Below are 12,444 nucleotides of genomic sequence, written 5' to 3'. Positions count from 1 at the left end.
CGCCTCGAACGCCGGGCACCAGGCGTCGAAGCGGTCGGCGACCACCTGCACGGCGTCGCACTGGTTGTCGGTCTCGGCGGCGGGCGTGACGTCGAACGCCGCGGGTGCTTCCGCGACGGCGAGGCTGAGCAGGCCGTCGAGCAGCGCGGTCAGGCGATCGACTTCGGCGCCCGCCCCGCGGAAGGTGGCAGCCGCGCTCGCGGGGATCGCGGGGGCCAAGGAATCGAGGCGTATGGTCAACGCGGCCAGCGGATTGCGCATCGCGTGCGCGGTGTCGGCGACGAGCTGGCGCTGCGCGTCGGCCGAATCGGCGACGGCGCGGGCCATCGCGTCGAAGGATTCGGCGACCGCCCGCATCTCCGGTGGCCCGCCGTAGCGGCCCGCGATCGACACCGGCGCGACGCTGTCCGCGCGGGGTTTCGGCAGCGTCGCGGTCAACTCCGCGACCGCGCGCGACAGCGCCGACAGCGGCCGCAGCACCCAGCGGCTCAGCGTCACCGCGAGCAGCATGAACAGCGCCATCGCGCCCACGCCGCCCAGCACGATCACCGCCCAGGACCGCGCGATGTCGCCGCGAGCGCGCGCGGTGGACGCCTCGATCACCACCGCGCCGTTCACCTGCACGCCGGTGCCGACCGGCCGTGCGACGAGCATGGCCGGCGCGCCCCACGGCGTCAGCTTGTCCACTGCGTGCGGACGCTGGTTGCGGCGCGCGGCCGCCACCGCCGCGACGATGCCGGGATCGGTCACGTCGGCCCCGGCGTTGACCGTCGTTGCGCCCCTGGCGTCGACGACGAGCACGTTCTCGCCGTACAGCTCGTGATAGCGCAGCACTTCGTCGGCCAGCGCGCGGGTGTCCCCGGCCGTGACAGCGTCGTCGGCGAGAGTGGCGAAGCGGTCGGCGTCGCCGGAGCGGGCCAGCACCAGTTGCTGGGTGCGGCTGGTCGCGATGGTCAGCGACAGCGGCAGCGCGAACGCCAGTACCGCGATGGCCGCGAACACCGTCAGCGCGACGAGCAGGCGACGCCGCATGACCTACCTCCGGGCCGCGGGCGGCGCGCTCACTGGCCCCACCGGTATCCGTAACCGCGGATCGTGGTGATCAGCCCGGGCCGATTCAGCTTGGCCCGCAAGCCGGTCATGTGCACGTCGAGCGACCGCGACACCGCGACGAAAGCGTCACCCCAGATGCGATCCATCAACTGCTGACGACTCACCGCGGCGCCCGGCCGTTCCACCAGCGCCTCGACCAATTCGAATTCCTTCTGGGTCAACGGCACCGGGTGGCCTGCCACCTCGACCACCCGGGCGCCGAGGTCGACCCGCACGTCACCGGTGACCACCACCGACCGCTCCTGCCGCGCCGCGGCTGCCGCGCGCCGCGTCACCGTCTCCAGCCGCGCGACCAGCTCCGCGATCCGTGGCGGCTTCACCAGGTAGTCGTCGGCGCCGCCGCGCAGGCCGCGGACGATCGAGCGTTCATCGCTGCGCGCGGTCAGGATCAGCACCGGCACCGAACTCACCTCGCGCAGTCTGCGCAGCACCTGCAGGCCGTCGCCGTCGGGCAGGCCGAGGTCGAGGACGACCGCGTCGTAGTCGCGATGCGCGATCAGCAGATCCGCGCCGCGGCGCTTGCGTTCGGCGCGGTAACCCCGGGCGATCAGCGCCTCGACCAGCGCGTCTCCCACGCCGTCGTCGTCCTCGACCACCGCAAGCCGCACGCGCCGATCCTCCCACAACGGGCGGATCGGCGCGTGTGCCGGGCGGTCAGTCACGCACGGTGACCAACGGTCGTCCCGGCTCGGCCACCGCGGCGCCGGACCCGGTATCGGCGTCCCCGGTGGGCTCGCCCGCGTCGATCGTCGACGAGGTCGAGGTCTCCCGCATGAAGTAGTAGGTGACCAGCGAAATGGCGATGCACCCCGCGACGTACCAGAAGTACAGCGACTCGTGGCCCGCCTTCTTCAGCGCCAGCGCGATCGTCTCCGCGGTGCCGCCGAAGATCGCGACGGTCAGCGCGTAGGGCAGCCCGACGCCGAGCGCGCGGATCTTGGTCGGGAACAGCTCGGCCTTCACGATCGCGTTGATCGAGGTGTATCCCGTGATGACGAACAGGGCCGCCATCATCAGGCCCCACGCGGCGACCGGATTGGTGGTCCCCGCGAGGACGGTCATGATCGGCACGGTCAGCACGGTGCCCGACACGCCGAAGAAGATCAGCAACTTGCGCCGCCCCACGCGGTCCGACAGCGCGCCTGCCAGCGGCTGCAGCACCACGAAGACCAGCAGCGCGATGAAGTTGATCCACGCGACGGTCGACTTGGAGATGCCGGAGGTATTGATCATGAACTTCTGCATGTAGGTCGTGTAGGTGTAGAACGCGACCGTTCCGCCCAGCGTCAACCCGATCACGAGCAGACATTCCCGCGGGTAGCGCAGCAGGATGCGCAGCGAACCGCGCGAGTTGCGCGCCGGGGAAGCCTCCGCCGCCTTCGCAGGCACCTCCCCGGATTCGGCGCGGAACTGCTCGGACTCGTCCATACCGCGCCGCAGCCACATCACGATCAGCGCACCGGCAGCGCCGATCACGAAGGGAATCCGCCAGCCCCAGTCGTTCATCTGGGCCGTGTCGAGGAACTGCTGCAGCACGATCTGCACACCCAGCGCGACGAGCTGGCCGGCCACCAGCGTCACGTACTGGAAGCTGGAGTAGAACCCGCGCCTGCCCGCCGACGCCACCTCGGACAGGTATGTCGCGCTGGTGGCGTACTCGCCGCCGACCGAGAGACCCTGCAGCAACCGGGCGACCAGCAGCAGCGCCGGTGCGGCGAGTCCGATGGTCTGATAGCCGGGTGTCACCGCGATCATCAGGGATCCCGCCGCCATCACGGTCACCGAGAGGGTGAGCGCCGATCGGCGACCGAAGCGGTCCGCGTATCGGCCCAGCGCCCAACCGCCGATCGGGCGCATCAGGAAGCCGACCGCGAAGACGGCGGCGGTGGACAGCAGCTGAGCCGTCGGATCGTCTTTGGGGAAGAACGTCTTCGCGAAGTACACGCTGAACGCGGCGTAGACGTACCAGTCGTACCACTCGACGAGGTTGCCGATGGAACCGCGCAAAACGTTCGCGACCACCCGGCGCTCGCCCACGGGCTGTGTCGTAGTCACAAGATCTCCTTCTTCGACGCCCCATCGCGTCGTCGCAGATCAGTGTGTCGGCAGTCACAAGCACGTGGAATGGCTCTCGACCGTTCCTAACAGTCCCTTAGGACGATTGCCTCATGGCGCGAAAAGAGGTTCGGCCCTCGGCGGATGCCGAGGGCCGAGGGAGACCCGAAATGTTCAGGATCGCGCGGTGAGCAGTGGCGCGAGGGTACGCAGCGCCGCGAGGTAGTTGTCGCCGAGAATCTGCACCCCGACATGGTCGGCGCCCGCGTCCAGATGTTCCGAGAGCCGAGCGGCGATGTGTTCCGGCGTGCCGTGCGCGATGACGGCGTCGAACAGCCGGTCGGTGGGCGGGGTCGTCAGATCGGCGTCGGTGAAATCGAATCGGCGCAGGTTCGACACGTAGTTGGTCAGGCCGAGGTAGAACTCCACGATCGCATCTGCCACGGTGTGCGCCGCACGGGCGTCGTCGGTCAGCACCACCTTGTGCTCGGTCGCCAGCAACGCGTCCGGGCCGACGATCTCGCGCGCCCTCGCGGTGTGCGCCGACGGCACGAAATAGGGCAGCGCGCCCGCGGACCGCTCGGCGGCCAGCTTCAGCACGCGCGGCCCGAGTGCCGCCACCGCGCGACGCTCGGCGGGCACGCCCGCAGCGTCGAGTTCGTCGAGGTACTCGACCAGCGCGTCGTAGGGCTTGCGGTACTCACCGGTGTGTTCGGGATGGCCCGCTCCGATGCCGAGCAGGAACCGGCCAGGGAACTGCCCCTCGATCCGATGGAACGACTCGGCCACTTCCTTCGCCGGTGCCGCCCAGATGTTCACGATGCTGGTCGCCACGGTGATCGTTTCGGTCGCCTCCAGCAGCGGTTCGACCATCGCCAGATCCGCCGGGGGCGAGGCCCCCAACCACAGCGCGCCGTAGCCGAGCTGCTCCAATTCGCGGGCGTCCTCCGGGCTGAGCCCGGTGTACCACCGCCACACTCCGAACCGTCCAAGACTCTCGAATGCCATGTCCCGAGCCAACACTGGGCCGTGGACGGCTATTCCGGGCCGGCGAAAGAAGCGCCATTCGGTCCCGTCAGATCGAAGCGAGCCCGGCCCGAGCGAGCTACTGTAAGAGTTGCACAGCTATCGGCGCCCGCCGCCGTGGCAGGCGTCACCACTACGAGATGGAGGTGATCGCTGTGCTCAGATTCGATCCATTCCATGACATCGACACCGTCGCCCGACAACTGCTCGGCGAAACCGCCGGAACCGCTCGCGCACCGCGATTCATGCCGATGGATCTTTTCAAAGCGGGAGATCACTACGTGCTGAACGCGGACCTGCCCGGCGTCGACCCCGGCTCGATCGATGTCAGCGTCGACAGCGGCACGCTCACCCTCCGCGCGCAGCGCACCGTTCCCAGTGAGGAAGGCGTCCAATGGATCGCCTCCGAGCGGTTCGCGGGCACGTTCATGCGTCAGCTGTCCCTCGGCGAGAACGTGGATGCCGAGAAGATCAGCGCGACCTACAACAACGGTGTGCTCTCGGTGACGATCCCCATCATGGAGCGCGCCAAGCCGCGCCGCATCGCGATCTCCGGGGCGTCCCAGGAACCGAGGACGATCGAAGCATCGACGCAGTCGCAGCAGACGCCGCGACCTGGGCAAGCCTCGAAGTAGTGACCGCCTCGCTACCCGCACCCGCGTACGGGTGCGGGTGCGGGTAGCCCGTTGTCAATCACCGCAGCAACCCGCATCCGGGACCGGGACCGACCGCATCTCGCGCGTCTGCGCGTTGCGGGCGGCGAGTTCGCCGTCCACGGGGTAGTCGACACCGATCAGGCTCAGGCCGTGGGCGGGAGCGACGGTGACCGCGCTCGACCGCTCCGTCTCGCGCAGCAGCTCGCCCACCCATTCCGGGCCGCGACGCCCCTCGCCGACCGCGAGCACCGCGCCGACCAGGCTGCGGACCATCGACCAGCAGAACGCGTCGGCGCTGACGTAGGCGAGCAGCAGATCACCCTCACGCACCCAATCGAAGCGCTGCAGCTCGCGAACCGTCGTCGCGCCCTCCCTGCGCCGGCAGAACGCGGCGAAATCATGCAGCCCCAAGAGTTGTCGCGAGGCCGCGCGCATGGCCTCGATGTCGACGCCGGACCGGCATGCGACCACGCTGCGCGCGTGCAACGGCTCCGCGCCGTACGGTGCGGTGGTCAATCGGTAGACGTAGTGGCGGCGGACGGCGGAGAACCGGGCGTCGAACTCGGGCGGGGCGAGGCACGCCTGCTTGATCCGCACGTCCTTCGGCAGGAATCGCGCCATCCGGTGCACCAGCTTGTCCGCGTCCAGTTCGCCGGAGGTGTCGAAATGCGCGACCTGTCCCTCGGCGTGCACGCCCGCGTCCGTGCGCCCCGCGACGGTCAGCTGGATCGGCTCACGGAACACCTTGCTCAGCGAGTCCTCCAAGACCCCCTGCACGGTGCGCAGACCCGGCTGCCGCGCCCATCCGATGAAGTCGGTGCCGTCGTAGGAGATGTCCAGCCGCACGCGAACCATCGGGCGCACGGCGTCCGGCGCCGACCCGGCCACATCCGGCTCCGCTTCATGCCGCGCCGATAGCGGAGCCGATTCCGGCGACATCATGGCATCCACCGAGTCCTCCACCCTCATGACCGCGCCTCGTCCCTCGGCTCCGTCGTGCGCGTGTGCGCGCTGTGCCCTCGGTTCACTCGCTGACGCTCCCTCACGACCGCACCTCGCCTGCCTGGATCACAACGACCTCCTGGTCAACGCGAACAAGCCCGCCGACCCTGCAAATGGGTGGCGGGCTCGTTCGCGAAGGTCAGATGCCCTCTCAGGCGTCCTTCTTGTCCTCAGCGGCCTCCTCGGCGGCGGGCGCCTCGGCGGTCTCGGCGACGGCCTCGTCGGCCTTCTCCTCGACGACCTCGGCGGCCGGAGCCTCCTCGGCCTTCTTCGACGCGGCGACGCGGCGAGCGCGATCGGCCTCATTGGTCACGGTCTTCTCCCGGACCAGCTCGATGATCGCCATCGGCGCGTTGTCACCCTTACGCGGCAGCGTCTTGGTGATGCGGGTGTAGCCACCCTCGCGCCCCTCGAACGACGGGCCGATCTGCTCGAAGAGCTCGTGCACGACGTCCTTGTTGCGGATCACCTTCAGCACCTCGCGACGGTCGGCCAGCGTGCCGGCCTTCGCCTTGGTGATCAGCTTCTCCGCGTAGGGGCGCACGGCCTTGGCCTTGGCCTCGGTGGTGGTGATCCGGCCGTGCTCGAAGAGCGCCGTGGCCAGATTGGCGAAGATCGCCTTCTGGTGCGTCGCCGACCCGCCGAAGCGGGCACCCTTCTTGGGCTTGGGCATTGTGTGGTTCTCCTTGTGAGAGGCCGGTCCGGGGCGCCTACCCCGACGGCCTAGAGCTGTTCGGTTTCGGCGTAGTCCTGCTCGCCGCCATCGGTGTCACTGAACGTGCCGCTGTCGCTCCACGTGCCGGTACTCGCGTCGTAGCCGACCACGCTGGACGGATCGAACGACGCCGGGCTGTCCTTGAGCGAGAGGCCGAGCGCGTGCAGCTTGACCTTGACCTCGTCGATGGACTTCTGGCCGAAGTTGCGAATGTCCAGCAGATCCGACTCGGTGCGGGCAACCAGCTCGCCCACCGTGTGCACACCCTCGCGCTTGAGGCAGTTGTAGGACCGGACGGTGAGGTCCAGGTCCTCGATCGGCAGACCGAACGAGGCGATGTGGTCCGCCTCGGCCGGCGAGGGGCCGATCTCGATGCCTTCGGCTTCGACGTTCAGCTCGCGGGCCAGGCCGAAGAGCTCGACCAGGGTCTTGCCCGCCGAGGCGAGCGCGTCCCGCGCGCTGATGGAGTTCTTGGTCTCCACGTCCAGGATGAGCCGGTCGAAGTCGGTGCGCTGCTCGACACGGGTGGCCTCGACCTTGTAGGTCACCTTGAGCACCGGCGAGTAGATCGAATCCACCGGGATCCGGCCGATTTCCGCGCCGGACGCCTTGTTCTGCACGGCGGGGACGTAGCCGCGACCGCGCTCGACGACGAGCTCGATCTCCAGCTTGCCCTTGTCGTTCAGGGTCGCGATGTGCATGTCCGGGTTGTGCACCACGACGCCGCTGGGCGGGACGATGTCACCGGCGGTGACGGTGCCGGGGCCCTGCTTGCGCACGTACATCGTGACCGGCTCGTCCTCCTCCGAGGAGACGACCAGGCCCTTGAGGTTCAGGATGATGTCGGTGACATCCTCCTTCACCCCGGGAACGGTGGTGAACTCGTGCAGGACGCCGTCGATGCGGATGCTCGTGACCGCGGCCCCCGGAATCGAGGACAGCAGGGTACGCCGCAGCGAGTTGCCGAGGGTGTAACCGAAGCCCGGCTCGAGCGGTTCGATGGTGAACTTCGAGCGATTCTCGGCGACGACCTCTTCGGTCAGCGTCGGACGCTGTGAAATCAGCATGTGGATCATCCTCCTTTTTGGGCGCCCGCTATTTGACGCCTCGTCTCAGGGGTTGTGTGTGATCGCCCGGCTTCCGGGCGACCACACACCAGCAGCACGGTGCTGCGCGGCTCGCCGAGGGCTACTTGGAGTAGTACTCGACGATCAGCTGTTCCTGCAGCGGCACATCGATCTGGGCGCGCTCGGGCAACTGATGGACCAGGATCCGCAGCCGGCCCGGGATCACCTGCAGCCAGCCCGGAACCGGGCGATCGCCGAGGGTCTCGCGCGCCACCTGGAACGGCAGCGTGCCCAGCGACTTCTCCTTGACATCGATGATGTCGTACTGGGTCACCTGGAAGCTGGGAACGTCGACCTTCTTGTTGTTCACCAGGAAGTGGCCGTGGCTGACCAGCTGGCGAGCCTGCCTGCGGGTACGGGCCAGACCGGCGCGGTACACGACGTTGTCCAGGCGGGTCTCGAGCAGGCGAAGCAGGTTGTCACCGGTCTTGCCCTTGAGGCGGTTGGCCTCCTCGTAGTACCGGCGGAACTGCTTCTCCAGGACGCCGTAGGAGAAGCGGGCCTTCTGCTTCTCCTGCAGCTGGAGCAGGTACTCGCTCTCCTTGATCCGCGCGCGGCCGTGCTGGCCCGGCGGGTAGGGGCGACGCTCGAACGCCTGGTCGCCTCCGACGAGGTCGACACGCAGACGACGCGACTTGCGGGTGATAGGGCCTGTGTAACGAGCCATTGTTCGCTGTTCCTTTCCCGCTAGACGCGACGCCGCTTGGGCGGACGGCAGCCGTTGTGCGGCTGCGGGGTGACATCGGAGATCGTGCCCACCTCGAGGCCTGCGGCCTGCAGCGAGCGGATCGCGGTCTCACGGCCCGAACCCGGGCCCTTCACGAACACGTCGACCTTCTTCACACCGTTCTCCTGCGCCTTGCGGGCAGCGTTCTCGGCGGCGAGCTGCGCGGCGAACGGGGTCGACTTGCGCGAACCCTTGAAGCCGACGTGACCCGACGACGCCCAGGAGATGACGTTGCCGTTCGGGTCGGTGATCGACACGATCGTGTTGTTGAACGTGCTCTTGATGTGCGCGTGGCCGTGCGGGACGTTCTTCTTTTCCCGGCGACGCGACTTCTGGGTCTTCTTCGGGCCCGCGGCCCGACTCTTCGGAGGCATCGGTTATCCCTACTTCTTCTTGCCGGCGACGGTGCGCTTCGGGCCCTTGCGGGTGCGCGCGTTGGTCTTGGTGCGCTGGCCACGCACGGGCAGTCCACGACGGTGGCGCAGGCCCTGGTAGCAGCCGATCTCGATCTTGCGGCGAATATCGGCCTGCACCTCGCGGCGCAGGTCACCCTCGACCTTGAACTCGGAAGCCTCGATGTAGTCACGCAGCTTCGTCAGATCGTCGTCGCTGAGGTCCTTCGAACGCAGGTCCGGGCTGACGCCGGTGGCCTCGAGGATCTCCTTGGAGCGGGTACGGCCAATGCCGAAAATGTAGGTCAGCGCGATCTCCATGCGCTTCTCGCGCGGGAGGTCGACGCCCATGAGACGTGCCATCTGGCAGTTTCCTTAATTGTTGCGGAGGTCTGCTCCCTGTCCGTCCCCTCGTCTTGTGGGGCACCGGCCTCCGAACCGGTGGTAGGCGCACACGCCCCAGGGCTAACCCTGAATTTCCGCAGCGTGCGGCTGGTGCTGGGAGTTCTTCTCGCCAATCCGAACTGCGGTTCGGTGCTTGGCTGGTGTCGCGTCGAGCGGCGCCGTCGGCAAGCCTCCGGCGGGTGGCGCGAGGTCGCCCTCGCCTCCGCTCAGCCCTGGCGCTGCTTGTGGCGCAGGTTGTCGCAGATCACCATGACCCGGCCGTGGCGGCGGATCACCTTGCACTTCTCGCAGATCTTCTTGACGCTCGGCTGAACCTTCACGTCCGTCCAATCTGTTGTGGTTCACACGGGTGTGAACACAGTTTTTCCCCAGTCGGCGACTGGGGAAGTCTATTCTGCCGCCCGGCCCGAGAGCAGCACCCTTCGGGGCAGGCCTGCCCCGTCCGGGGTCCGGCCCCATCCGTCCGGGGGTCCGGGGGCGCAGCCCGCCGGGCGGGGTGTGGGGGTTGCACCCCCACAAGACACCCAGTGAATCGACAACGGCGAACGCTCTGCGTGAGCAGGGCTCGCCGACTCGATTCACGCGCAGGGCTCGCCGACTCGATTCACTTGTAGCGGTATACGATCCGGCCACGCGACAGGTCGTAGGGCGAGAGCTCGACGACCACACGGTCCTCGGGGAGGATGCGAATGTAGTGCTGCCGCATCTTCCCGCTGATGTGCGCGAGAACCTTGTGCCCGTTCTCGAGCTCGATCCGGAACATCGCATTGGGCAGCGGTTCGACAACTCGACCCTCGACCTCGATGGCCCCGTCTTTTTTCGCCATGTCCTCCGCGATCCCGGTTACGCTCAACCTGGTTTGTCTGCCTGACGTCTGCTTGCATGGACCGACTGCTCGCACACAAACAGGCGGCGCATGGGTGCACCGCCGCTCCAGCTTACCGATCAGTTCCGGATCGGGCAAAAATGCCTCCCTGTATACCCCCGTCGCCAGGGGTTTCGCAGCCATCTTCCCACCCGTGGCGAGGGCCGGGTGCTGCGCCGCGACGGCGGCTTGTTGTCGCGTAAACTGGCCGCTGTCCAGGTATTTGGGTCGAGCAGATCGAGGGGGACGCATGAGCGAGCGCCGCGAGCAAGCTATTGACACGGCGCCCCTTTGTCATGGCGGCCTCGATAGCGAGCGAGCGAGGAACACAGCGTCCACGATCCCGGCCGAGCCGAACGCTAGCGAGGCGAAGGCGTGAGCCGTAACAACAACGACCTGCCCATGCTGCCGCCGTGGCTGTCCGAGAGCGACGTGTCACAGGCCGGCTACGAAGCACCGGTACAGAACCTCCCGCACGACGAGCTCATCGAGGAAGCGCCGAGCCGCAGACGCGGCCGGTTCAAGAACCGGGCGTCCGAAGCGGACCGCCCCGACAAGCGCCGCAAAGGCTGGCGCCGCGACAAGCACGAGCCCTCCGACGAGGGAGTACAGCAGAGCCCGCCGCAGCCCGCGCCCGGACCCGACGGGCCTGCGCCAGGTCCGCTACCGCAGGACTCGTGGCAGCAGCCCACCTACGAGCAGGCGCCGCCGCGCGCGGACAGCGAGTGGCGGGCCCCGTCCCAGCGCACCGACGCTTCCCCGCAGGCGCTACCCACCCGCAACCCTTCGCAGCCATCCCCCGGGTTCCAGCCACTGGGCAGCCGGGGCGCCGAAGCGCCGGTGTCGAACGACCGGCCGATGCCACAGCAGGCAAGCAGGCCGGATCTGCCGCCGCCACCACCGCTGCCCGACCCGCCGCGGCAGCCGGACAACGAACAGCCCGGCCCGGTGCAGAACCGCGAGTACCCCGGACCGTCGACCGGCGAGGGCGCACGCGGACGGACCGCCGGACCGGATCGGCCTCCGCTCGACCCGCAGCCGAGCCAATGGCCGTCCACCGGTAATCCCCGGCTCGACGCCGCCCTTTCCGCGGTGCGGCCGAGTCACTGGCCGACCACGCCGCCCGCCAACCAGATGTCCGCGCCACCGATCGATGGCAGTCCTGTCGCACCGCCCACGCGCGGGGGCCAGACCGGTGCGGACCCGACCACCGGGCCGGGCAACCTGCATCAGGCAATGCCGCCGACCGGTCCGAACCAGACGTGGCCGACCAGCGCCCACCCGGCAGTGCCCACCGCCGACCGGTCGGCCGCGCCGCCCCAAGGGGGACATTCCGGCACACCACAGACCGGCGCGGACCACGCGGCCTGGCAGTCCGGAAGTCATCCTGCGCCGACCGCCGAACGGCCCGGGGCGGCCACCGGAACCGATCGGGAGGCTTCCCCCACCGGCGGAGCTCCGACCAACGCGGGTCCCACGGACCGACAGGCTCAGGGTCACCCGGCACCCCCGCCCGGGGAGCAGCATGCGACGCCGACTTGGACCATCCCTCCAGTGCCGTACACCGGCGAAACTCCGGTCGGGCCACCGCCCGATGGGGATTCCGCCTTGCAGACCGGATACGGCCAGGCGCCCACCGGCGAGAACGCAGCGGTCCAGCCCCATGCCGGGTCCGCAATTCCGACCGGCGACCAGGCATGGCACTCCAGCGATCCGACGTCCGGGCCGACCGGCGGAAGCCCGGCCACCGGCGCGGACCACGCGGCCTGGCAGTCCGGAAGCCCAGCGGCGATGCCGACCGGCGAGGGTTCCACGACCGGCACCGAACGGGCGGTGCCGTCCACCGGAGGAAATCCAGCCGCGCAGTCGCAGGGCGAGCGCACCGCGACTCCGGCGACCACTGGAAGCCATGGCGCGCCGCGGCTGGGCCAGCACGCGGAGTCATCGGCGGGTGCGGAAGAAGCCGGTCGTCGGGTCGGACCGCAGGCGAACGACGCCATGCCGCAAGTCCACGAGCAGACGCCGCCTGCGGACCCCCTCGCAGCCCCTGCCGAAGTCCGGCCGGTCGCGACCGGGAACCAGCCCGCCGCGTCGGACACCGATTCGAGCGGATCCGTGGCGTCGGGTGATCGCCCTGCCTCCGCTGACCGGACACACCAGACGGGTGATCAGTCTCCGACGCCACCGGTCGGTGAGCGTCCCGCGACGCCGACACCTCAGGCCGCGCCGTCTTCATCCGCGTCTACCGGGGATCTCACCACGGCGGGTTCCGATGGTCCGCCACCCTGGCTCGCCGCACCGACCCCCGGGCAGGCGACCACCTCGACGACGGACACTCCGCGCCGCCTCCCGCCGCTGCCC

The 12,444-nt window shown here is 69.0% G+C and carries 13 protein-coding genes and 1 pseudogene; 2 read left to right on the top strand and 12 right to left on the bottom strand.

Features of this window, described 5'->3' with window-relative positions; translation table 11 throughout:
• The 4 genes from NA4_RS34560 to NA4_RS34545 form a co-directional block, all read right to left on the bottom strand.
• On the bottom strand, positions 1-1,032 hold a 1,032-nt coding region (locus NA4_RS34560; protein WP_067479678.1), incomplete at its 3' end, for an ATP-binding protein.
• A 29-nt stretch (positions 1,033-1,061) separates the two neighbouring features.
• Positions 1,062-1,721 carry a response regulator transcription factor gene (locus tag NA4_RS34555; RefSeq protein ID WP_067479682.1) on the bottom strand — a complete coding sequence of 220 codons (660 nt, stop codon included), beginning with the start codon at positions 1,719-1,721 and terminating at the stop codon, positions 1,062-1,064.
• 46 nt (positions 1,722-1,767) lie between these two features.
• Positions 1,768-3,168 (bottom strand): MFS transporter, encoded by a 1,401-nt coding sequence (locus tag NA4_RS34550; protein ID WP_067479676.1) that lies wholly within the window; start codon positions 3,166-3,168, stop codon positions 1,768-1,770.
• A 174-nt stretch (positions 3,169-3,342) separates the two neighbouring features.
• Entirely contained in the window at positions 3,343-4,176 is an 834-nt protein-coding gene (locus NA4_RS34545) for an LLM class F420-dependent oxidoreductase (RefSeq protein ID WP_067479671.1), read from the bottom strand.
• Positions 4,177-4,349: 173 nt separating this feature from the next.
• Here NA4_RS34545 and NA4_RS34540 point away from each other — a divergent pair, with 173 nt between their 5' ends.
• Positions 4,350-4,829: an Hsp20/alpha crystallin family protein gene (locus NA4_RS34540; RefSeq protein WP_157129485.1), complete on the top strand. Its 480-nt coding sequence runs from the start codon at positions 4,350-4,352 to the stop codon at positions 4,827-4,829.
• 54 nt (positions 4,830-4,883) lie between these two features.
• Here the strand turns inward: NA4_RS34540 and truA are convergent, their stop codons facing one another.
• From truA to infA, 8 genes are all read right to left on the bottom strand, one after another.
• The gene (gene truA / locus NA4_RS34535) at positions 4,884-5,705 is read right to left on the bottom strand and encodes a tRNA pseudouridine(38-40) synthase TruA (RefSeq protein WP_218022504.1); all 822 of its coding nucleotides are present in this window, start codon (positions 5,703-5,705) and stop codon (positions 4,884-4,886) included.
• Between the two features lie 298 nt (positions 5,706-6,003).
• Positions 6,004-6,525 carry a 50S ribosomal protein L17 gene (rplQ, locus tag NA4_RS34530; RefSeq protein ID WP_067479666.1) on the bottom strand — a complete coding sequence of 174 codons (522 nt, stop codon included), beginning with the start codon at positions 6,523-6,525 and terminating at the stop codon, positions 6,004-6,006.
• A gap of 50 nt (positions 6,526-6,575) precedes the next feature.
• Positions 6,576-7,634, bottom strand: a complete 1,059-nt coding sequence (locus NA4_RS34525) for a DNA-directed RNA polymerase subunit alpha (protein ID WP_039796155.1) — start codon at positions 7,632-7,634, stop codon at positions 6,576-6,578.
• Between the two features lie 121 nt (positions 7,635-7,755).
• Positions 7,756-8,361, bottom strand: a complete 606-nt coding sequence (gene rpsD / locus NA4_RS34520; RefSeq protein ID WP_067479665.1) for a 30S ribosomal protein S4 — start codon at positions 8,359-8,361, stop codon at positions 7,756-7,758.
• Between the two features lie 20 nt (positions 8,362-8,381).
• On the bottom strand, positions 8,382-8,795 hold the full coding sequence (rpsK, locus tag NA4_RS34515) for a 30S ribosomal protein S11 (RefSeq protein WP_040704448.1): 414 nt from the start codon (positions 8,793-8,795) through the stop codon (positions 8,382-8,384).
• Positions 8,796-8,804: 9 nt separating this feature from the next.
• On the bottom strand, positions 8,805-9,176 hold the full coding sequence (gene rpsM, locus NA4_RS34510) for a 30S ribosomal protein S13 (RefSeq protein WP_039795645.1): 372 nt from the start codon (positions 9,174-9,176) through the stop codon (positions 8,805-8,807).
• Between the two features lie 248 nt (positions 9,177-9,424).
• The gene (rpmJ, locus tag NA4_RS34505) at positions 9,425-9,538 is read right to left on the bottom strand and encodes a 50S ribosomal protein L36 (RefSeq protein WP_011207363.1); all 114 of its coding nucleotides are present in this window, start codon (positions 9,536-9,538) and stop codon (positions 9,425-9,427) included.
• Between the two features lie 284 nt (positions 9,539-9,822).
• A complete protein-coding gene (gene infA, locus NA4_RS34500) occupies positions 9,823-10,044 on the bottom strand; it encodes a translation initiation factor IF-1 (RefSeq protein WP_003418601.1) in 222 nt (73 codons plus the stop codon).
• Between the two features lie 414 nt (positions 10,045-10,458).
• On the opposite strand from infA, the pseudogene NA4_RS34495 reads away from it, so the two are divergent.
• A pseudogene (locus NA4_RS34495) lies at positions 10,459-12,444 on the top strand (hypothetical protein); the annotation flags it as partial.

It is taken from the genome of Nocardia amamiensis NBRC 102102 (assembly GCF_001612745.1).
GTDB lineage: Bacteria > Actinomycetota > Actinomycetes > Mycobacteriales > Mycobacteriaceae > Nocardia > Nocardia amamiensis.
Note: the sequence above shows the minus strand (reverse complement) of the source record. Positions and strands in the feature narration are given on the sequence as shown.